Below are 20,019 nucleotides of genomic sequence, written 5' to 3'. Positions count from 1 at the left end.
GCCAACAGACCAAGGCACGAGCGCGGCGCAAGAGGAGTGGAATATGGCAATCAGCGCGAACCGGCTGGAACTGCTGCAAATTGCTGATGCAGTTGCCCGGGAGAAATCGATCGACCGGATGATCGTCATCAACGCGATGGAAGATGCGATCCAGAAGGCGGCCCGCTCCCGCTATGGCACGGAAACCGAAGTGCGCGCCGAGATCAATCCCAAGACCGGCGAGATCCGCCTGCAGCGCTTGTTGCAGGTTGTCGAAGCCGTCGAGAACGTTTCCACTGAAATTTCGCTTGCCGATGCGCAGGCCCGCAACCCGGAAGCCAGCCTCGGTGACTTCATTGCCGAACCGCTTCCGCCGCTCGATTTCGGCCGCATCGCGGCCCAGTCGGCGAAACAGGTGATCGTGCAGAAAGTGCGCGAGGCGGAACGCGACCGCCAGTACGAGGAGTTCAAGGACCGCGTTGGCGAGGTTATCAACGGCGTTGTCAAACGGGCGGAATACGGCAACGTCATTGTCGATCTCGGTCGTGGCGAAGGCATCGTGCGCCGGGATGAACTCATCCCGCGCGAAATCTTCCGCACCGGCGACCGCATTCGTGCCTTCATCTATGACGTGCGCCGCGAACAGCGTGGGCCGCAGATTTTCCTGTCCCGCACGCACCCGCAGTTCATGGCAAAGCTGTTTGCGCAGGAAGTGCCGGAGATCTACGACGGTGTTATCGAGATCAAATCCGTTGCCCGCGACCCGGGTTCGCGTGCGAAGATCGCAGTGATTTCCAAGGACTCCTCCATTGATCCGGTTGGGGCCTGTGTGGGTATGCGCGGCAGCCGCGTTCAGGCTGTCGTCGGCGAGCTGCAGGGTGAAAAGATCGACATCATTCCGTGGAACGAGGAAGCGGCGACATTCATCGTCAATGCCTTGCAACCCGCCGAAGTTGCCAAGGTTGTTCTCGACGAGGATGCCGAACGTATTGAAGTTGTCGTTCCCGATGACCAATTGTCTCTTGCGATCGGCCGCCGCGGCCAGAACGTGCGTCTTGCCTCCCAGCTGACCGGCTGGGCAATCGACATCATGACCGAGCAGGAAGAATCGGACCGCCGTCAGAAGGAATTCCAGGAACGGTCGGTACTGTTCATGGAAGCCCTCAATGTTGACGAGATGGTCGGGCAGCTTCTGGCAACGGAAGGCTTCACCTCCGTTGAGGAAGTCGCCTATGTGGAGATCGAGGAAATCTCCATGATCGAAGGCTTCGATGACGAAACGGCTGTCGAGATCCAGGCGCGTGCCCGCGACTATCTCGGTGAGCTGGAAGCCAAGCTCGATGAAGAGCGGATTGCACTTGGTGTCTCTGACGACTTGCGTGCGATTGACGGTCTGACGACTGCAATGCTGGTCGCCCTTGGCAAGGACGACATCAAGACCATGGAAGACCTTGCTGGCTGCGCCGCGGACGACCTGGTTGGCTGGACCGAGCGCAAGGACGGCGAAACCAAACGTTTTGAAGGCGCATTGTCCGGCTATGACGTATCCCGGGCGGATGCGGAGAACATGGTGATGGCGGCGCGTCTTGCAGCCGGCTGGATCACCGAGGAAGAGCTCGCGGCGATGGCCGCCGAAGCGGAAGAGATCGAAGAGGAAATCGAAGAGGTCGTTGCGGCGGCCGAGGAAGAAGCGCCGACCGGCGTTATTCTGAACGGATAAAAGAGGCGAAGACCTCTGATTGGAAAGTGGATCGATCGGCCGGTCTTTGAGCGGACCTGGAACGGTCGGTTGATCTGAAGGAGTGGCAGCGTGCCCAGGAAGAATGAGCCAACCGAGCGGCAATGTGCCGTCACCAGGGAGGTTCATCCCATCAGCTCGCTGATCCGGTTCGTGCTTGATCCCGAGGGACAAGTGATTCCGGATCTGAAGCGGGTGCTTCCGGGACGTGGCGTCTGGGTGACGGCGACGGGAAAAATCGTCGCGTCTGCCGAAAAAGACCGGAAGAAGATATTCGGCCGTGGGTTCAAATGTGAGGCCCGGGTCGAACCCGGACTGGCAGATCGCGTGGACGCGCTTCTGGAAAGGTCGGCGCTTCAGGCGCTGTCCATGACCCGCAAAGCCGGCGAACTGGTCACCGGCTACGCGAAAGTTAACGCAGCCCTGCGGCGGGACGCCGTCATCGGGCTGATCCATGCCTCGGACGCTGCCGGGGATGGTGTCCGCAAGCTGGCGGCTGTGGTCGCCGCTCGAGAGGAACTGGCAAACGGGTGCCAAATCGTCCGTTTGTTCGATTCGACCCAATTGGATTTGGCATTGGGCCGGTCAAATGTGATACATGCTGCACTGCTTGCGGGACAGGCGAGTGAAAACTTTCTGGCACGAGTGCGTGACATGGAGCGTTTTCGCGGTTATTCCGCAGCAAGCGACGAACAGAGCAACGCATAGCAGGGCGGTTGCGCAGGACTGAAGGCAATATGAGCGATACGAAAAATCCGGGCGACAAAACAATCAGCGTTGAGCGTGGCAAAACGCTCGGCCTCAAGCGGGGCGGTGGCGATCAGGGAACTGTTCGCCAGTCGTTTTCGCATGGCCGGTCGAAGGCTGTCGTCGTGGAGAAGAAAAAGCGTCGTGTTGTAATTCCGGGTCAGGAACCGAAGCCGGAAGCACCCGCGCCGACGACACAACGTCTCGACAAACCCGCCGAAGCACCGCACAAGCCGCAGCAGCCTGACGCCCAGGCATCGAAGCAGGCCCGCCGGTCCGCATCCGGCCAGCGCCAGAAGGGCAATGGCAATGTGCTGCGCACATTGACCAAGGAAGAAGCCGCAGCACGTGCCGCAGCGCTCCAGATGGCCAAGGTGCGCGACGAGGAAGATCGCAAGCGCCGCGAGGAAGAGGAAAAGCGCCGCGCGGTTGAGGCCGAGCAGCGCAAGGTGGAAGAAGAAGCGCGTGCGAAGGTGGAAGCCGAGGAACGCGCCAAACGCGAAGCTGAAGAAGCCCGGCTTGCCGCCGAGCAGGCCAAGGCCGATGAAGCAGTGGAAGCCGTCGCTGCGGAAGCACCTCAGCCGGCAGCAGCTGCAACGGATGCCGCGCCGGACACCGGCAAGGCTGCTGTCCGCAGACCGGCACCTTCCAATGGTGGCAAGCCTCGCAGTCTTGACGACATGGGCAAGCGCGCAGCTCCCGCTGCGCCACGCCCGAAGCCCGAGGCTCAGCCTGCGTCCGAGGAAGAGGATCGCAGCAACAAGGGTCTGCGCGCGGTCAAGCGGCCGAAACAGGCTCCGACACCCACTGCACGTCCGCGTGGCGGAGAAGATCGCCGCCGGTCGAAGCTGACCATTTCCGCGGCAACCGGTGGTGACGACGGCCAGCGGGCACGCTCGCTTGCGTCGATGCGCCGCCGCCAGGAAAAGGCCAAGCGCGGTCAGCAACAGGTCGTGCGCGAGAAAATTTCGCGTGAGGTGACGCTGCCTGAGGCAATCACGATCCAGGAGCTCGCCAACCGTATGGCGGAACGCGCCGTCGATGTGATCAAGCTGCTGATGAAGCAGGGCCAGATGCTCAAGATCAACGACGTGATCGATGCCGACACGGCGGAACTGATCGCCGAGGAAATGGGGCACACCGTCAAGCGCGTCTCCGAAGCGGATGTCGAGGAAGGTCTCTTCACCAAGGAAGACGACGATGCGACCATGCAGCCGCGTCCGCCGGTGGTGACCATCATGGGTCACGTTGACCACGGCAAGACGTCGCTTCTGGATGCGATCCGCAAATCCAAGGTCGTCTCGGGCGAGGCCGGTGGCATCACCCAGCATATCGGTGCCTATCAGGTTGACCAGGACGGTCAGAAGATCACCTTCATCGACACGCCGGGCCACGCAGCCTTCTCGCAGATGCGTGCCCGCGGTGCCAAATCGACCGACATCGTCATCCTTGTTGTGGCTGCTGACGATGGTGTCATGCCGCAGACCAAGGAAGCGATCGCTCATGCCAAGGCGGCCGACGCTCCGATCATCGTGGCGATCAACAAGATCGACAAGCCGGGTGCAGATCCGAACCGGGTCCGCACGGAGCTGTTGAGCGAGGAACTCGTTACGGAATCCATGGGCGGCGATGTCATCGACGTCGAGGTGTCCGCTCTTAACGGCACCAATCTCGACAAGCTCCTGGAAATGATCCTGCTGCAGGCCGAGGTTCTGGAACTCCAGGCCAACCCGGACCGCACGGCAGAGGGCATTGTCATCGAAGCCCAGCTCGATCGCGGCCGTGGACCGGTTGCGACTGTTCTGGTGCAAAAAGGCACGCTCAAGCCGGGCGACATTCTTGTGGCCGGCTCCGAGTGGGGTCGTGTCCGCGCGATGCTGGACGAAAACGGCAAGCAGGTGAAGGAAGCCGGACCGGCCAAACCGGTTGAGGTTCTCGGTTTCCAGGGTACGCCGGCAGCCGGCGATCTCGTTGCCGTGGTCGAGAACGAGGCACGCGCCCGTGAGATCACCGACTACCGCCAGCGTCAGATCCGCGAAAAGGCCTCCGTGGTCGCCTCCGGCGCCCGTGGTTCGCTCGAGCAGATGATGAACCGTTTGCAGGAGACCGGACGCAAGGAGTTCCCGCTGGTTCTGAAGGCGGACGTGCAGGGATCGGCGGAAGCCATTGCTCACGCGCTGAACGAACTCGGCAACGAGGAAGTCGGCGCGCGCATTCTCCTGTCCGGCGTCGGCGGGATCACGGAAAGCGACATCACGCTGGCTGCAGCCTCCAATGCGCCGATCCTTGGCTTCAACGTGCGCGCCAACAAGCAGGCCCGCGAAGCGGCTGCCCGCGACGGCATCGAGATCCGTTACTACAACGTGATCTACGATCTGGTGGATGACATCAAGGCGGCCATGTCCGGCCTGTTGTCGCCGGAACGCCGCGAAACCTTCCTCGGAAATGCGGAGATCAAGGAGATCTTCCACATTTCCAAAGTCGGCAAGGTTGCGGGCTGCCTGGTCACGGAAGGCATCGTGGAACGGGGCGCGAACGTCCGCCTTATCCGCGACGATGTCGTGATCCACGAAGGCGAACTTGGCACGCTCAAGCGTTTCAAGGACGAGGTGAAGACCGTCGAATCCGGTCAGGAGTGCGGCATGAACTTCACCAAGTACCAGGACATGCGCCCGGGCGACATCATCGAATGTTTCCGCGTCGAGCAGATCGCAAGAACGCTCTGAACGCCGGACGATAACTTCAGACAAACGCGCCGGCGGGATTCAATCGGATCCGCGCCGGCGCACTGTATTTCAGGGGCGATTGGTGCCCCTTGTAGGGAACACACATGGCTAGACATCACGGTCAGGACAACCGTGGCCCATCCCAACGTCAGTTGAAGGTTGGCGAGACGGTGCGCAAGGAACTGTCCGACATTCTCACCCGAGGCGAGTTCTCCGATCCGGATCTGGACGGGGCGATCGTCACCGTCCCCGAAGTGCGCATGACGCCGGACCTGCGTCTTGCGACATGCCTGGTCATGCCGCTGGGCGGAAAGAATGCCGACAAGGTCGAAAAGGCGCTGAACCGCAGCGCAAAATACTTGCGCGGGCAGGTCTCACGCAGGCTGACCATGAAATACATGCCCGACCTGCGCTTCGTGCTCGACACGCGCTTTGATGATGACGACCGAATTGGAACACTGCTGCATTCACCGGAAGTCTCCCGCGATCTTGGCAATGACGAAAACCGCGACGACTGATTTTGGCGGCTGTGAAACTGAACCTATCAATTTGTCATCCCTGCGCAGGCAGGGATCCAGTATTCATTGACTTGAGTTATTAGATAGCGCGCCAAGACCGGACGTACTGGATCCCGGTCTCTCGCGATGCTCGAACCGGGATGACAAGCTGGTGGCTGCAAGTCCGCTCACTTGACTGTTCAACAAACGAATTCGAAATGGCACGCCAGAAACAGGTCAAAAGAAAAAAGAACGTGATCAATGGCTGGCTTGTGCTCGACAAGCCATACGGCATCACGTCGAACGAGGCGCTTGGCAGGATCAAGCGGATTTTTTCACCGCAAAAGGTCGGCCATGCCGGGACGCTTGATCCGAGAGCGTCCGGCCTGCTGCCGGTCGCCTTCGGTGAGGCAACCAAAACCGTTCCCTTTGTCATGGACGGCCGTAAAGTCTATCGGTTCGAGGTGACCTGGGGCCTGGAGACCGATACGGACGATACCGAAGGTGACGTGATCGCGACGTCGGACGTGAGGCCCGGCGCAGACGCAATTGCCGACGTCCTTGCTGACTTCACCGGCACGATCATGCAGGTGCCGCCGAAGTTCTCCGCAATCAAGGTTGCGGGCGCGCGTGCCTATGATCTTGCACGAGACGGTGAAGAGATCGAACTGGAAGCACGTCCAATCGACGTTCATCGCCTTGATCTGGTTGATTGTCCTGATGACGACCGTGCGGTTTTCGAAGCCGAATGCGGCAAGGGCACCTATGTGCGCGCCCTGGCACGCGACCTTGGCCGCCGCCTCGGCACGCGCGGCCATGTGACGAGCCTGCGCCGCCTCCTTGTCGGACCGTTTGGCGAGGAGGACCTGATCGATCTCGACGAGATCGGCGAAGCCTTTGATGAGTTGGAAGAGGGTGTGGGCGTAGATTCCCTTGTCGAGGAATTTGTTCTGCCGGTACGCGAGGCCATGGACGCGCTTGTCGAAGTCCAGGTCTCCGAAGACGACGCCGGCAAGATCCGCAAAGGCATGGCGGTGCTGCTGCGTGGCCGGGACGCGCCTTTGAACTGCGAAGTTGCCTTCGCCAGCCACGCAAGCGTGCCCGTTGCCATCGGTTCGATTGACAAGGGCCGCTTCCAGCCGACGCGGGTGTTCAATCTCTGATTTTTCAGACCGAAGACAGTCCCGCAGCTTTTTGCGGCTTTTGCCTGGTCCGAACCGCGGCGTTCAAGAGAGCGCCAAGCGTTTCGGCCGCCTCGGACTGGTGTCCCGACGGCCGGTAAAGCGATAGGACAGTGGAACCAAGTTGTGGCAGCCCTTCTTGGGGACCAAATGACACCAAGGGCAGCGTTACCGACGGCGCTGCCATGACTGTGAGCGCAAGACCCGAAAGAACAAAAGCCCTCAGACCAACGGGATGCGGGCATTGGTAGGCTATGTGACCTCGTCGCCCGGCGCGGTCGAGCGCATCAAAGGCGTGGCGTCTGAGATCCCGCCCGTCCGTCAGAAAGACGAGGGGCACGTCGAGCCAGGCCTCGGGGCTGAAGTCGCTTGAACCTGCCCAGACGAGAGGCGTGCTTTCGGCAAACACCCGGCCTGTCCTTTTTCCCTGGTCCAGCATGAACGCGAAATCGATCTCGCCGGCAGCAAGCCGCTCCAACAGTGCATTGCTGCGATCGCAATCGACTTGAATCTGCACATTCGGTTCCTGACGTGCAAAATCGCTCAGAACTGGCGGTAGGACCGATTGTGCGAGCGAAACAGTGGTTCCCAGTCTGATTGTCTCCTGAAAGCGCGCGTTCTTGACGGTCGCAAGCGCCTCGTCCGTCAAAGACAAAATGCGTCGGGCATAAGCCACAAGGGCCTGTCCTTCAGGTGTCAGGCGCATCTGTTGTCCGCGCCCGCGTTCAAACAAGGGCCTGCCAACGTCGTTCTCGAGCTTTCTGATATGGCTACTGATTGCTGACTGAACCGTGTTCCTGCGCTCCGCCGTTTCGGTGAAACTCAGGGTTTCGGAGGCAATGACAAGGCTTTCCAGAGAGTTGAGATCAAACATTAAAATCTCTTTTTGCGATTTAAAAAAGCAAGATAAATCATTTTTCAGATTTTAAAAGAGGTTCTAAAGATCTGCTCCGCGATCGAAAGGAGCGCTTCATGACACTTCCTCTCTCGTTCTACCTTGTCACGGCTGCAGCAGTCTTTGTCACCGGCCTGTCGAAAAGCGGCTTTGGCGGCGGACTGGGCGTCGTTTCAGTGCCTATGCTGAGCTTGTTCGTGGAACCGCAATTCGCTGTCGCGGTGTTGATGCCTCTTCTGATCACCATGGATGTGATTGTTGTTTGGCAGTACCGCCATCACTGGCGGAAAGACGTCGTGAAGGCGATGCTACCGGGCGCGCTGGTTGGATTGGCTATAGGGCTCGCAACGTTTCAGTGGATGAACGCTGAGTTGATACGGTTCGTTGTGGGTCTGTTGGCCCTTGCGTTTGTTGCCCAGTACCTTTTGTCCCGCACGTCGCCGGCGATTGAAAGGGCGCCGCGCCATGGCGCAGCCTTTGCGCTTGCCGCGCTTTCCGGATTTGCCAGCTATGTCGCACATGCAGGCGGACCGCCGGTCAAGGGCTATCTGCTGGCACAGCGGCTCGACAAATCCGTGTTTGTTGGCACGAACACGATGTACTTTTTTTCAATGAACGCACTCAAGACCGTCTCCTACACGCTGATGGGGCAGCTCTCTTTCGACAGCCTGGCCGTGAGCCTCTGGATTGCACCGGTTCTGCTCGGCGGAATTGCAGTGGGAAATTTCCTGCACAAGCGCATTGATCAACGCCTCTTCATAGCGCTCGTGTATGGTTTCCTGGCGCTGGCAGGTGCCAAGCTGCTGTCCGACAGCATAACGTCTTTACTGGTTTAGGCGCGCTGATAGCGAGGCCGGTCCCGATCCGGACGGCAGATTGAATCGCAACGAGCCAGAAGCGCCAATAATCAAAGAAAACACTGGATTTACCGTGCGTTTTCTGCCATATACCGCCGCCATTGGGCACTAAGGTCCAATTCGTCCGAACGATCCTTTGCTGAACGACATCTCGGCTCTGGAGACATTCGGATCAGGCCGGTCTCCCGGCGTTGCAACGTGTCCGGTAAACGGACCGCCACTCTTCGAAAGGAAAGAGCGATGTCGATTACTGCAGAGCGCAAAGCTGAGCTCATCAAGGAATATGCCACCAAGGAAGGCGACACCGGATCTCCGGAAGTCCAGGTAGCGATCCTCACCGAGCGCATCAACAACCTGACCGAACACTTCAAGGGCCATGGCAAGGACAATCACTCCCGCCGCGGTCTTCTGAAGATGGTTGCGCAGCGCCGGTCCCTTCTGGACTATACGCGCGGCAAGAGCGAAGAGCGCTACAAGTCGCTCATCGAGCGTCTTGGCATTCGCCGCTAAGAACGCAATTCAAGGCGCGGTGGGCAACAACCTGCCGCGTTTTTTTCTGGAACGACATTCGCCGGACTTTCGGACCTGCTCTGGTCGCTCGTGCGGTGCCGTTCTTGAGTGTTTCAATATCCAGAGGAACACTCTATAGAAGCCTCGTGACATGTCATGGGGCAGGATTGCCGGCTTCTTTTGTTTCGATGGAAAGCAGCCCGTTGTCTTGCCCGTGACCTGTCCGCCGGTAACCGGCCCATCCGGGGCCGACCGGGAATGTGTCTGTTAGCTGGCGCTGTACCGAATGCAGCGGCAAACAGGCAAATACGTAAGGACAGATGATGTTTGATATTCATCGTGTAGAAGTCGAGTGGGGCGGACGTCCGCTCGTCCTCGAAACGGGCAAGGTTGCCCGTCAAGCCGATGGCGCCGTCATGGCGACCTACGGCGAAACCAAGGTTCTGGCCACCGTTGTCTCCGCAAAGGAACCGAAGCCGGGACAGGACTTTTTCCCGCTCACCGTGAACTACCAGGAAAAGGCATTTGCCGCCGGTAAGATCCCGGGTGGCTTCTTCAAGCGTGAAGGCCGCCCGTCCGAGCACGAAACTCTCACCTCGCGCCTGATCGACCGTCCGATCCGCCCGCTGTTTGCCGACGGATACAAGAACGACACCCAGGTGGTGATCACCGTCCTGTCTCACGACATGGAAAACGCCCCGGACATTCTGGCAATGGTCGCAGCCTCCGCTGCACTGACCCTGTCAGGCGTGCCGTTCATGGGCCCGATCGGCGGTGCGCGCGTTGGCTATATCAACGGCGAATATGTTTTGAACCCGGCTGTTGACGACATGCCCGAAAGCGCCCTCGACCTGGTGGTCGCCGGCACGAACGATGCGGTTCTGATGGTGGAATCGGAAGCCAAGGAACTTGACGAAGACACCATGCTCGGCGCGGTGATGTTCGGTCACACGGGTTTCCAGACGGTGATCGACGCGATCATCAAGCTGGCGGAAACCGCCGCAAAAGAGCCGCGCGAACTGTCCATTCCGGACCATTCCGAGCTGTTCGGCAAGGTCAAATCCATGGCTGCCGACGACCTGACGGCTGCCTACAAGATCACCTCCAAGACGGACCGCAAGAACGCTGTCGACGCGGCCAAGGCCAAAGTCGTCGAGGCCCTGATCACCAATGCGGCCGAAGGTGAAGCTCCCGAAGCAACGGTTCTCGGTGAACAGTTCAAGAAGCTTGAAGCTGAAATTGTCCGCGGTGCCATCCTCGACACCGGCCACCGCATCGACGGCCGTGATCTGTCCACCGTGCGCGCGATTTCTTCCGAAGTCGGCATCCTGCCGCGTGCCCACGGTTCTTCGCTGTTCACCCGCGGTGAAACGCAAGGTCTCGTTGTTGCCACGCTCGGCACAGGCGAAGACGAACAATTCGTCGATTTGCTTGAAGGCACCGTGAAGTCCCACTTCATGCTGCACTACAACTTCCCGCCCTACTCCGTCGGTGAAACCGGCCGTATGGGATCGCCCGGACGGCGTGAAATCGGACACGGCAAGCTGGCGTGGCGCGCAATCCACCCGATGCTGCCGCAGCACCACGATTTCCCGTACACGCTGCGCGTTGTTTCCGAAATCACCGAGTCCAACGGTTCATCCTCCATGGCGACCGTCTGCGGTACGTCTCTGGCGCTGATGGATGCCGGTGTTCCGCTCAAGGCACCGGTTGCCGGTATCGCGATGGGTCTGATCAAGGAAGGCGAGCGCTTTGCGGTTCTCTCCGACATCCTTGGTGACGAAGACCATCTCGGCGACATGGACTTCAAAGTGGCCGGTTCCGAGAACGGCATCACCTCGCTGCAGATGGACATCAAGATCGACGGTATCACCGAAGAGATCATGAAGGTCGCTCTGGGTCAGGCCAAGGATGGCCGGATTCACATTCTGGGCGAAATGGCCAAGGCAATCACCGAGGCCCGCTCCGAGCTCGGCGAGCACGCGCCGCGTATCGAAATGATGAAGATCCCGGTCGACAAGATCCGTGAAGTCATCGGCTCTGGCGGCAAGGTCATCCGCGAGATCGTCGAAAAGACTGGCGCAAAGGTCAACATCGAGGACGACGGCACCGTGAAGATCGCCTCGTCCGACGGCAAGGCCATCAAGGCGGCCGTCAACTGGATCAACTCCATTGCGGCCGAGCCGGAAGTCGGCGTCATCTACGAAGGAACGGTCGTCAAATGCGTCGACTTCGGTGCATTCGTCAACTTCTTTGGTGCGAAGGATGGCCTGGTGCACATCTCGCAACTGGCTCCGCGCAAGGTCGGCAAGGTGACTGACGTCGTCAAGGAAGGCGACAAGGTCTGGGTCAAGCTCATGGGCTTTGACGAGCGCGGCAAGGTGCGCCTGTCCATGAAGGTTGTTGACCAGGAGACCGGCAAGGAAATCGAAAGGGAAACTGCCGAGTAATCGCACCGGTGGTTTGAGAACGAAACGCGCGGGAGCCTGCTGCTCCCGCGCGTTTTTTCGTTTGTCAGTTGGCGCCTTAGCCGGCCTGCCGAGCAAGATTTTCTTCGTAGGGTTTGTCGGCAACAAATTCCAGAAACTCGTGCTCGGGCATTGGTCTTGCGAGATAGAAGCCCTGGATCAGCCTGCAGCCAAGCTTCGCCAGAATATCGCATTGCTGCCGTGTCTCCGCACCCTCGCAGATCACCCTGACACCGAGTTTTCCGGCCATTGAAATGATAGCCTCGACGAGCGCCTGGTCATCAGGATCCTTCTCAAGATCCATGATGAATGAGCGGTCGATTTTCAGGATGTCGATCGGCAGTCTTTTTAGGTAACTGAGTGAGGAATACCCGGTTCCGAAATCGTCCAGGGATATCTTGACGCCGAGGCTCTTGATCGCATTCAGCAGTGCGACCGGATTGATCCGTTCGTCTTCGAACATGACGCTTTCAGTCATTTCCAGACGAAGGTTCTTCGGGTCCATCCCGGTCTCTTCCAGGATAGCCTGGATGGAGTTGATGAAGCCGTCCTCGCGGCACTGACGCGGAGAAATGTTGACACTGATGCTCTTGACGTCCAGCCCGCGGGCAAGGCAGTCCGCGTGAAACTCACAAGCCTTGCGCAACACGAGCTTGCCGAGGGGAATGATCAGTCCGGACTCTTCGGCAATCGGGATAAACTCGGCAGGCGGAACGTCGCCGAGTTCGGCATCGTGCCAGCGGGCGAGCGCTTCGCAGCCGTAGATCGTCCCGGACACGTAGTCGATGACAGGCTGGATGAAGATTTCCAGGGTTTCGTTTTCGATCGCGTCGCGCAGGGCAGTTTCAAGTTGAAGAATGCGAACGGCGCGCTCGTTCATGTGCCGGGAGAAGAACCGGAACTTGTTCCCACCGTCGGACTTGGCCTGGTACATGGCCGCATCCGCCTGGCGCAGCAGAGCATCCTGATCCTTGCCGTCAAAGGGATAGACGGTGATCCCGATGCTTGCCGTCAGGAACAGGTCCTTGCCGTGATCACTTTCGATCTTCTGCGATATTTCTTCCAGAACCGTCTGTGCCCTGTGCTCGATCTCCCATTCGTCTTCTGCGTCGGGCAGGATGATGGCAAACTCGTCGCCGCCCAGTCTTGCGACGGTTTCATTCCACTTGACGATGGCTTCGATCCGATCACCGACGGTCTTAATGATCCTGTCTCCGAAGCCGTGGCCGAAGGTGTCGTTGATGGTCTTGAAGCGATCCATGTCCACGACCATCAGAGCAGCCATGCCCTCTGTCTTTTCAGTTTGCGTGATTGCCTGTTTCAGCCGGTCGAGGAACAGGTTTCGGTTTGGGAGCTTGGTCAGCAAGTCATAGTTGGAGCGATGCTCGATCAGCTTTTCCTGCTCCTTGCGTTCGGTAACGTCCAGTATTGTCACATAAAAGGCCGCCCGTCCGTCCCAGGTCGTCATGCGAACGTGTTGTTCCAGCCAGATCTGATCGCCGCCTTCAGTTTGGCCCTGCACCTCGTAGACCGTGGGGACGACTTCCCCCTGTGTTCTGAGCCTGTGATAGTTGCGCAGCCGATCCTGTTCGGTGGGCGAATAGATTGACCAGATGGGTTGGCCGATCAGAAGTTCTGGCCTGTCCGCGTCGTAGCCGAGCATCTCGAACATGACCCGGTTCACATAAAGAATTTTCTGCTCGGCATGCACCACCACACCCTGAAGCGAGCCGTCAATGAGATCCCGGAACTGTGCATTGGTCCGGTGAACGGACTCAAACGCCTCCTCGAAGAGCGATCCCAGCTGATTGTATTCGGCAATCCGGCCCGGCCGGTAATCGTCAAGGTTGCCCTTGTTGCGCCGTGCCGTTGCGTATTTGACGAGCGCCGCGAGCGCGGGCTCGGTGAACCTGTTGAGCAGGAACGCGGCAATCAGCGCGGCGACGGAAACGTACAAAAGGAAAGGAACGAACATTTCCAGGTAAGAATTTCGGATTTTCCCGTGAATGTCGCTTGTTTCATCGGTGTACACATAAATCGGATGGTTGTGCTGGTCGCGATAGATTTCCGACTTCGAGAATAGATTACCATCCTGAACCGCGTGCGATGTCTCCGACAGCAATTCCTGGATCCTTGCGAAATGGCTGGCGCTCACAAAATTGCCGATGGCAGCGGTGTTCTCACCCTCATGTACGATCGCAATGCTTTCGACGCCAAGCAGACGGGCAAGGGAATCGAGCAGCATGAAGGAATCGTTCAGTGTCGTTCCGCCGACGAGCCTTGCGATCACACGCTCGTCTTTGGGGTCGATCACAGGCAGCGCGATCACAGCGACGACCGTATCCGGATCTGTGGCGTGATTGCTGTAGATCTCCCACGTGCTGTCAGGCAGATTTTTCAGCGTCTTTCCGGGCAGGACCGCACCCACGTCGACCAGACCGAGGCTTGCATTCAACCAGGCCAGTTGCTCTTCTTGATCCAGAATGAGGATGTCCGGCAAGGGTCCGGATACGTTCTGACTTAGGGACTCGAGGATCCGGGTCGCAGCCGCGCTGTCATAGGCGTCGACCGCTTCGATCAGGTTCTGATTGGTTGACGCCGTGCGGAGTTGGTTTTCGAGCTGCCTGAGATGCGTCTCGAAAGCCAGCCTGGCGAGCGCGTCCTCTTTTTGAACCTGTCTTTCAATTTCGAGTTCTGCGACCGAGAGGCTGCCGAGATAAGTTATCCCAAAGAGGGCGAGAGCCGTCGTCAGCAGGCCAACGAAGAACAGACCCAACACGATCCAACTGTATTTGACGCCCGCGGTTCTTTTCATTTTGTATCGAACTGCCCTCGACCCAATTGCGACTTTTGTTTTCAAATGCCTCCCACAACCGGAAGGAGCGTTTTTTTGAAGAGAAAAAGTCGGGTCGTCATGATGGGTATCTGTCGCAATTTTCTTATTTGACCGTTGAGTATAATGGCGGCTTTGGCACCGTCAAAACTTACGCATAATTTAGAGGCAATTTGTTTATTTCTGCTGAATCTGCGTGACGAAAAATGATTTGTAAAAAATACCTAAGCTTTTCAGTCAAACCCCACGAATACCCTTCGTTTTGGAGCTCCTGTACTTTTTTCAAATTGTCGAAATGCTTCGCAAGCGGAACAGCATGTACCCGACCGGCCCAGGACGGGACGACCTGAAGAACGGGCGTTTGCCTGAAGAGACGAAACTGCTATACCCCCAGCGAAAGTCGAAAAGAGGAATGCCATGGGGCAAATGCGCTTGGTTGTGGTTGGCGCCGGCGGCAGAATGGGCCGCGCGCTGACACGTGCCGTGACCGATCTGCCGGGAGCCGAAGTTGTCGCTGCCGTTGAACGGGAAGGCTCGGAATTTATGGGTCAGGACGTGGGCGAACTTGCCGGGGTCGGCACGCTCGATGTTCCGATAACGGACGACCCGCTGACTGCTTTTGCGAAATCCGACGGTGTTCTTGATTTCACAGCTCCGGCGGCAAGCCTCTGGTTTGCGGAACTTGCAGCTCAGGCAAGGATCGTGCACGTCATTGGGACAACCGGATGGGCCGAAGGCGAAGACGAACCGTTGAAAGCAGCTGCCCGTCACGCACGCATCATCAAGTCAGGCAACATGAGCCTTGGCGTGAACCTTCTTGCAAGCCTCGTTCGCAAGGCCGCCGCCGCGCTGGATGGAGACTTCGATATCGAGGTTCTGGAAATGCACCACAAGCACAAGGTGGATGCTCCGTCCGGTACGGCGCTCCTCCTGGGACAAGCAGCAGCAGAGGGGCGCGGAATTGATCTCGCGACACACTCTGTGCGCTCCCGCGACGGTATCATGGATCCGCGCAAGACGGGCGACATCGGATTTGCGACTTTGCGCGGCGGCTCCGTGATTGGAGAGCATTCGGTTTTTTTCTCCGGTGAAGGAGAGCGGATCGAACTCACCCATCGCGCGGAAGATCGCCAGTTGTTTGCGCGCGGTGCAGTTAAGGCCGCCCTTTGGGGGTTCGACCAAAAACCTGGATTTTATTCGATGGCCGATGTTCTCGGCCTGGATGCATGACCAAGCGAAGAGCTTAAGGAGAAAGCATGGAACGCCTTCTTGTGCTTGTCCGTCACGGGCAGAGTGAGTGGAATTTGAAGAACCTGTTCACCGGCTGGAAGGATCCGGGCTTGACCGAGCAAGGCGTTGCGGAAGCCCACAGGGCCGGCCAGCAGCTGCGGGATCTGCAACTGACCTTCGACCTGGCCTTCACGTCCGATCTGTCACGTGCGCAAAAAACGCTCGACATCATGCTGGAGGAACTCGGTCAGACCGGTTTGGAAACCCATATGGACCAGGCCTTGAACGAGCGCGACTATGGCGATCTGACGGGCATGAACAAGGACGAGGCACGCCAGGAATTCGGCGAAGAACAGGTTCACATCTGGCGCAGATCCTACGATGTGCCGCCCCCGGGCGGCGAAAGCCTCAAGATGACGGCCGAACGCGTTCTGCCCTACTACAAGTCTGAAATCTTGCCGAAGGTCCTGGAAGGCAAACGCACGCTCGTTTCGGCCCACGGCAATTCGCTTCGCTCTCTCATCATGGAACTGGAAGGTCTCAGCCCTGAGGAGATCCTGAAGCGTGAGCTTGGGACCGGAACACCGATCATTTATCGCCTGGACGAGAACGGCGGCATCGTCAGCATGCAGGATCTCGCCTGATCATAGGCAGCTCGGTACCCTGGAGTATCGAAAGCTTGAAGGCGATCGTTGAGATCGCCTTTTTTGCTCCTGGTCAGATTTCGAAACCGCTTTGCGCGGCAACGTTTTGCAGCGGCTTCTCCGGTCGCGCACCGACATGGCTGATGACATTCGCTGCGCACAGGCAACCGAGTTCAGCGGCATCGCCAAGCTTGTAGTCTCGCGCCAGGCCGAACAGGAAACCGGAGGCAAAGAGATCTCCTGCTCCGGTCAGATCGACAACGTTGTCGACGGTCTGTGCTGAGACTTTCACAGTCTCGTTCCGGTCAAACGCCATCGCGCCGTCCGCACCCAGTGTGAGCGCCGTCAGGGCACCGGATTCGCGTGCTGCAGAGATCGCGGTTTCAAGGTCCGATGTCTCGTACAGCGCTTTCAGTTCATGTTCGTTCGCAAACATCAAGTCCACGACCTTGTCGGTGAGAAGCGACTGGAATTCGCTGCGGTACCGGTCGACGCAGAAGGAATCGGACAAGGTGATGGCAACCTTGCGGCCGTTTGCGTGCGCAACCTCCGCTGCCTTCAGGAAGGCTTTCTTGGCTTCTTCCGGATCCCAAAGATACCCTTCCATGTAGGTGACGGCTGACGCGGCCACGACGTCCTCGTCAACGTCGGACGGGCCGAATTCAACACAGGCGCCAAGATAGGTGTTCATGGTGCGCTCGCCGTCCGGCGTGATCAGGATCATCGAGCGGGCCGTCGGCTTGCTGTCCAGAAGACGTGGTGTGTTGAAATAGACCCCGGTACCGTTCATGTCGTGGGCGTAGGCATCGCCGAGCTCATCTTCGGCAACCTTGCCGAAATACGCCGGCCTGCCGCCGAGCGAAGCGATGCCTGCGGCCGTGTTGCCAGCGCTGCCGCCGGAGATGCGCACGGTCTGGCCCATCTTGTCGAACAGCCGAACCGCTTCATCGGTATCGATAAGGCGCATGGACCCTTTGACGAGGCTTTCCCGGACGAGGAAATCCTCTTCGACATGGGCAAACACATCGCAAATGGCATTGCCGATGCACAGCGCATCAAATCTCGTTTCGGTCATGAATACCTCTGTCTACGACTGCAGGGCAGCATCAGGAATGGGGATTGGGCCGCAGGGCGCGGTTGGCTTCCGGTTCCTTGATCTTGTCGCGGAACGGACTTGCCCGGTAAACGCCGAGAATGTTCAGCTCCGCACAGAAGAAGGCGAGTTCTTCAAGCGCCAGCCCGACGGCGGGGTCTTCCGGGTGACCCTCAACGTCGGCATAGAACATCGATGCAAAAAACTGGCCTTCGAGCTGGTATGACTCGAGCTTCGTCATGTTCACGCCATTGGTGGCGAAACCTCCGAGGGCCTTGTAGAGCGCGGCAGGAACGTTCCGTACCCTGAAGATGAATGTGGTGATGACGGTCTGGCCGTTGTGGGCGGCCTCCATCTTGTCGCGCGACAGGATCACGAAACGGGTCGTGTTGTGAGCTGCGTCTTCAACGTCGCGCCGCAAAATGTCGAGACCATAGATTTCAGCCGCCATTTCGGGGGCGAGGGCAGCAACCGCCGGGTCATTGAGTTCTGCAACCTGCCGTGCGGACCCTGCCGTATCGCCGCCGACGACAGCGGTCAGTCCGAGTTCCCGGATCACGTTGCGGCATTGGCCGAGGGCATGAATGTGGCTCTGCACCTTCTCGAGCGTTTCGACCGTCGCGCCCTTGGGCGCCATAAGCTGAAACCTGATCGGCATGAAATATTCGCCGATGATGTGCAGGTCGGATTTCGGCAAGAGGTGGTGAATGTCGGCGACACGACCTGCGACCGAATTTTCGATCGGGATCATGGCAAGGTCAGCCGACCCATCCGCCATCGCCGAAAAGCAATCCTCGAACGTCGCGCAGGGAATGGCTTCGTAGTCGGGGTAGACGCTCCGGCAGGCCATGTGGGAATTCGCACCGGTCTCGCCCTGGAAAACTATTCTTTTTCTGTCGGTCATGGATCTTTTCGCGTTCTGGCAGTCTGGTTCAAAGGGTCTGGTAGGCTTGGCGCGCGCGCTCCAGATCGTCTGGCGTATTCACGTCCATGGGCGCGCTGTCAATGATCGATACGTCGATTCTCATCCCAGCTTCGATGGCGCGAAGCTGTTCAAGCTTCTCCCGGCGCTCCAGCGGAGACGGGTCAAGCGACACGAAGCGGGTCAATGCCTTCCGGCGATAGGCATAGATGCCGATATGCTGATAGAGCGGGCCGTCGCCCGTCGGCGCCGTTGCCCGTGTGAAGTAAAGCGCGCGGTGATGGCCCTGCCCGTTTGGCGTGGTGATGGCTTTAACGAAACTCGGGTCCTGCCGGAAGGCGTCCTCCGTGATTTCGGTCATGATTGTACCGATGGAGACCTCGGGAACAGCAAGCGGGGCGAAGGCGGCGCGAATCGCTTTCGGTTCAATCAACGGCACATCGCCCTGCACATTCAGGATGACATCGAACTTGCCGTCCGGATCAAGCAGCTCCGCCGCTTCATGGATGCGGTCAGAGCCGGAAACGTGATCCGTGCGCGTCATGACAGCCTCGCCACCGTAATTCCTCACGGTTTGCGCGATCTCTTCGTCGTCACAAGCAACCGCGACCGGACCGATGTCCGCTTGTCGAGCCTGCTCCAGAACCCGCACGATCATTGGCTTTCCGCAGATGTCGACGAGAATCTTGCGCGGCAGGCGCGTCGCGGCGAGCCGGGCGGGAATGATCACAAGGGCGGCAGTCAATCAGGTCTCCATCTGGCCGGCGAGGGGTTTTTCAAGCGAAAAAATCCAGCCGCGTCCGTTTGTCGTATCAGTTGCCCTTTTAAAGCTATGGACAGCAAGGTCAAAAAATTTGTACGTTCCGGCGACTTTATAAAAGCTGATAGGGTTCGCGGCGTCGGTCGCGGGCCCGGGCGCGTATGAGCTTGGAGCCGGAGAGAATGGATTCCTTCACGCTGAACAAGGCCGCTGGTGCGGTTCTGATGGTTCTTATTCTGACGATGGGTGTGGGCATTGTTTCCGACCTCATCTTTCACCCGACGATTCCCGATAAGCCGGGCTATGAAATCGTTCTGGAGTCGGCTCCGGACGCAACGTCGACTGTGGAAGCGGAGCCGGACGTTGTTCCGATTTCCGAACGCCTGCTGGCAGCCTCTGCCTCGGCTGGAGAAAATGTCGCCAAAAAGTGTACCGCCTGTCACACATTTGAAGAAGGTGGCGCAAACAAGGTTGGTCCGGCGCTTTGGGATATCGTCGGACGCAAGCCTGGCGGATTTGACGGCTTCCGGTATTCCTCCGCGATGACCACCTACGGCGAAGAGAATCCGGAATGGACCTACGAGTCGCTGGACAACTTCCTGGCGTCGCCGAAGGGTTACATCAGTGGCACATCAATGGGTTTTGCCGGTTTGCGCAGACCCGAGGAACGCGCCGACATGATCGCCTATCTCAGAGAGCATTCCGGTTCACCGAAGCCGTTGCCGACAGAGTAAGGCTGGCAGGCGCAAAGCCTTTGCTGGTTGAGACGAAAGCCGGGTGTTCAACCCGGCTTTTTGTTTGAAATATATGGAAAATTAACAGAGTTTACGTAACGTAGTAACGTGACGTATGGGCTAGGTTATGGCGTCGATCTCGCTGCCATGACCCGACGTCGGGCAGGGGCCGTATGGGCAGGCAGCTGACGCGTAAACTTGGTTT

16 protein-coding genes are annotated in these 20,019 nt (G+C 58.6%); 11 read left to right on the top strand and 5 right to left on the bottom strand.

The features are described 5' to 3' along the window. The first annotated feature begins 43 nt into the window (after positions 1-43). From nusA to truB, 5 genes are all read left to right on the top strand, one after another. Positions 44-1,699 carry a transcription termination factor NusA gene (gene nusA / locus RBB47_RS06115; protein ID WP_305984864.1) on the top strand — a complete coding sequence of 552 codons (1,656 nt, stop codon included), beginning with the start codon at positions 44-46 and terminating at the stop codon, positions 1,697-1,699. A 90-nt stretch (positions 1,700-1,789) separates the two neighbouring features. Further along, the gene (locus RBB47_RS06110) at positions 1,790-2,425 is read left to right on the top strand and encodes an RNA-binding protein (RefSeq protein WP_305984863.1); all 636 of its coding nucleotides are present in this window, start codon (positions 1,790-1,792) and stop codon (positions 2,423-2,425) included. A gap of 29 nt (positions 2,426-2,454) precedes the next feature. After that, positions 2,455-5,190: a translation initiation factor IF-2 gene (infB, locus tag RBB47_RS06105; RefSeq protein WP_305984862.1), complete on the top strand. Its 2,736-nt coding sequence runs from the start codon at positions 2,455-2,457 to the stop codon at positions 5,188-5,190. Positions 5,191-5,294: 104 nt separating this feature from the next. Next, the gene (gene rbfA / locus RBB47_RS06100; RefSeq protein WP_305984861.1) at positions 5,295-5,708 is read left to right on the top strand and encodes a 30S ribosome-binding factor RbfA; all 414 of its coding nucleotides are present in this window, start codon (positions 5,295-5,297) and stop codon (positions 5,706-5,708) included. A gap of 197 nt (positions 5,709-5,905) precedes the next feature. Beyond that, positions 5,906-6,850, top strand: coding sequence for a tRNA pseudouridine(55) synthase TruB (gene truB / locus RBB47_RS06095; RefSeq protein ID WP_305984860.1), 945 nt, complete (start codon positions 5,906-5,908; stop codon positions 6,848-6,850). Positions 6,851-6,854: 4 nt separating this feature from the next. Here the strand turns inward: truB and RBB47_RS06090 are convergent, their stop codons facing one another. After that, positions 6,855-7,742, bottom strand: coding sequence for a LysR family transcriptional regulator (locus RBB47_RS06090; RefSeq protein ID WP_305984859.1), 888 nt, complete (start codon positions 7,740-7,742; stop codon positions 6,855-6,857). Positions 7,743-7,840: 98 nt separating this feature from the next. On the opposite strand from RBB47_RS06090, the gene RBB47_RS06085 reads away from it, so the two are divergent. The 3 genes from RBB47_RS06085 (at position 7,841) to pnp (ending at position 11,580) form a co-directional block, all read left to right on the top strand. Further along, positions 7,841-8,599, top strand: coding sequence for a sulfite exporter TauE/SafE family protein (locus RBB47_RS06085; protein ID WP_305984858.1), 759 nt, complete (start codon positions 7,841-7,843; stop codon positions 8,597-8,599). Between the two features lie 261 nt (positions 8,600-8,860). Beyond that, on the top strand, positions 8,861-9,130 hold the full coding sequence (rpsO, locus tag RBB47_RS06080) for a 30S ribosomal protein S15 (protein ID WP_207142647.1): 270 nt from the start codon (positions 8,861-8,863) through the stop codon (positions 9,128-9,130). Positions 9,131-9,453: 323 nt separating this feature from the next. After that, the gene (gene pnp, locus RBB47_RS06075) at positions 9,454-11,580 is read left to right on the top strand and encodes a polyribonucleotide nucleotidyltransferase (RefSeq protein WP_305984857.1); all 2,127 of its coding nucleotides are present in this window, start codon (positions 9,454-9,456) and stop codon (positions 11,578-11,580) included. Positions 11,581-11,656: 76 nt separating this feature from the next. Here the strand turns inward: pnp and RBB47_RS06070 are convergent, their stop codons facing one another. After that, positions 11,657-14,413 (bottom strand): EAL domain-containing protein, encoded by a 2,757-nt coding sequence (locus RBB47_RS06070; RefSeq protein ID WP_305984856.1) that lies wholly within the window; start codon positions 14,411-14,413, stop codon positions 11,657-11,659. A gap of 435 nt (positions 14,414-14,848) precedes the next feature. On the opposite strand from RBB47_RS06070, the gene dapB reads away from it, so the two are divergent. Beyond that, entirely contained in the window at positions 14,849-15,661 is an 813-nt protein-coding gene (gene dapB / locus RBB47_RS06065; RefSeq protein WP_305984855.1) for a 4-hydroxy-tetrahydrodipicolinate reductase, read from the top strand. 26 nt (positions 15,662-15,687) lie between these two features. After that, the gene (locus tag RBB47_RS06060; RefSeq protein WP_305984854.1) at positions 15,688-16,305 is read left to right on the top strand and encodes a 2,3-bisphosphoglycerate-dependent phosphoglycerate mutase; all 618 of its coding nucleotides are present in this window, start codon (positions 15,688-15,690) and stop codon (positions 16,303-16,305) included. Between the two features lie 73 nt (positions 16,306-16,378). On the opposite strand, the gene RBB47_RS06055 is transcribed toward RBB47_RS06060, so the two are convergent. From RBB47_RS06055 to RBB47_RS06045, 3 genes are read right to left on the bottom strand one after another with little or no spacing between them, the layout of a single operon-like run. Beyond that, positions 16,379-17,380, bottom strand: coding sequence for an adenosine kinase (locus RBB47_RS06055; RefSeq protein ID WP_305984853.1), 1,002 nt, complete (start codon positions 17,378-17,380; stop codon positions 16,379-16,381). A gap of 31 nt (positions 17,381-17,411) precedes the next feature. Continuing rightward, a complete protein-coding gene (locus tag RBB47_RS06050; RefSeq protein WP_305984852.1) occupies positions 17,412-18,302 on the bottom strand; it encodes a prephenate dehydratase in 891 nt (296 codons plus the stop codon). 28 nt (positions 18,303-18,330) lie between these two features. Beyond that, positions 18,331-19,065: a 3-deoxy-manno-octulosonate cytidylyltransferase gene (locus tag RBB47_RS06045; protein ID WP_305984851.1), complete on the bottom strand. Its 735-nt coding sequence runs from the start codon at positions 19,063-19,065 to the stop codon at positions 18,331-18,333. 197 nt (positions 19,066-19,262) lie between these two features. On the opposite strand from RBB47_RS06045, the gene RBB47_RS06040 reads away from it, so the two are divergent. Continuing rightward, positions 19,263-19,814 (top strand): cytochrome c family protein, encoded by a 552-nt coding sequence (locus tag RBB47_RS06040; RefSeq protein ID WP_305984850.1) that lies wholly within the window; start codon positions 19,263-19,265, stop codon positions 19,812-19,814. Positions 19,815-20,019 lie beyond the last annotated feature (205 nt).

Origin of the sequence: Roseibium sp. MMSF_3544 (assembly GCF_030732845.1) — a bacterium.
In the GTDB taxonomy this organism is placed as follows: Bacteria; Pseudomonadota; Alphaproteobacteria; order Rhizobiales; family Stappiaceae; genus Roseibium.
The sequence above is the reverse complement of the archived record's forward strand: the minus strand, read 5'-3'. Positions and strand labels throughout refer to the sequence as shown.

Excerpts from the sequence above, each read along its gene's own strand:
- RBB47_RS06040 (WP_305984850.1), top strand. The coding sequence starts at position 19,263 with ATGGATTCCTTCACGCTGAACAAGGCCGCTGGTGCGGTTCTGATGGTT.
- RBB47_RS06055 (WP_305984853.1), bottom strand. The coding sequence starts at position 17,380 with ATGACCGAAACGAGATTTGATGCGCTGTGCATCGGCAATGCCATTTGC.
- RBB47_RS06070 (WP_305984856.1), bottom strand. The coding sequence starts at position 14,413 with ATGAAAAGAACCGCGGGCGTCAAATACAGTTGGATCGTGTTGGGTCTG.
- dapB (WP_305984855.1), top strand. The coding sequence starts at position 14,849 with ATGGGGCAAATGCGCTTGGTTGTGGTTGGCGCCGGCGGCAGAATGGGC.
- infB (WP_305984862.1), top strand. The coding sequence starts at position 2,455 with ATGAGCGATACGAAAAATCCGGGCGACAAAACAATCAGCGTTGAGCGT.
- nusA (WP_305984864.1), top strand. The coding sequence starts at position 44 with ATGGCAATCAGCGCGAACCGGCTGGAACTGCTGCAAATTGCTGATGCA.
- RBB47_RS06085 (WP_305984858.1), top strand. The coding sequence starts at position 7,841 with ATGACACTTCCTCTCTCGTTCTACCTTGTCACGGCTGCAGCAGTCTTT.
- RBB47_RS06050 (WP_305984852.1), bottom strand. The coding sequence starts at position 18,302 with ATGACCGACAGAAAAAGAATAGTTTTCCAGGGCGAGACCGGTGCGAAT.
- rbfA (WP_305984861.1), top strand. The coding sequence starts at position 5,295 with ATGGCTAGACATCACGGTCAGGACAACCGTGGCCCATCCCAACGTCAG.
- rpsO (WP_207142647.1), top strand. The coding sequence starts at position 8,861 with ATGTCGATTACTGCAGAGCGCAAAGCTGAGCTCATCAAGGAATATGCC.
- pnp (WP_305984857.1), top strand. The coding sequence starts at position 9,454 with ATGTTTGATATTCATCGTGTAGAAGTCGAGTGGGGCGGACGTCCGCTC.
- truB (WP_305984860.1), top strand. The coding sequence starts at position 5,906 with ATGGCACGCCAGAAACAGGTCAAAAGAAAAAAGAACGTGATCAATGGC.
- RBB47_RS06060 (WP_305984854.1), top strand. The coding sequence starts at position 15,688 with ATGGAACGCCTTCTTGTGCTTGTCCGTCACGGGCAGAGTGAGTGGAAT.
- RBB47_RS06090 (WP_305984859.1), bottom strand. The coding sequence starts at position 7,742 with ATGTTTGATCTCAACTCTCTGGAAAGCCTTGTCATTGCCTCCGAAACC.